Below are 367 nucleotides of genomic sequence, written 5' to 3'. Positions count from 1 at the left end.
GCGAACTTGATCGCGTATCGGCTTCAGGCATAAGAACGGGGCGCAGTCGGCGCAGCCCGATGCGATCACCCTCCGCTGCGGTCCGCTTGCCATGGATCAAGCAGAGCAACACCCAGCGGCGCGAAGTCACTGGTGTTGCGGGTGACGAGGGTCAGTCCATGAACCAGCGCGGTGGCCGCGATCAAGGCGTCGTGCGCTGGGCGCGGGTCGGGTACATGCAGCTGTGCGCAGCGCAGCGCGGTGGCCTGATCGATGGGCAGGATGCGGCCGGCAAACGCAGGAATCACGCGCTGCTCCAGCCACTCGCGCAGGCGTTGGCCCTGCACGGGGTCGCGGCGTTCGATGCGCAGTACGCCCATCTCCAGCT

The 367-nt window shown here is 67.3% G+C and carries 1 protein-coding gene; it reads right to left on the bottom strand.

Annotated elements, in window-relative coordinates; genetic code table 11:
- Window positions 1-65 precede the first annotated feature (65 nt).
- On the bottom strand, window positions 66-367 hold a 302-nt coding region (locus FLQ44_RS11270; RefSeq protein WP_147694451.1), incomplete at its 5' end, for a type II toxin-antitoxin system VapC family toxin.

The sequence above is a fragment of the Vogesella mureinivorans genome (assembly GCF_007644035.1).
In the GTDB taxonomy this organism is placed as follows: Bacteria; Pseudomonadota; Gammaproteobacteria; order Burkholderiales; family Chromobacteriaceae; genus Vogesella; species Vogesella mureinivorans.
The sequence above is the reverse complement of the archived record's forward strand: the minus strand, read 5'-3'. Positions and strand labels throughout refer to the sequence as shown.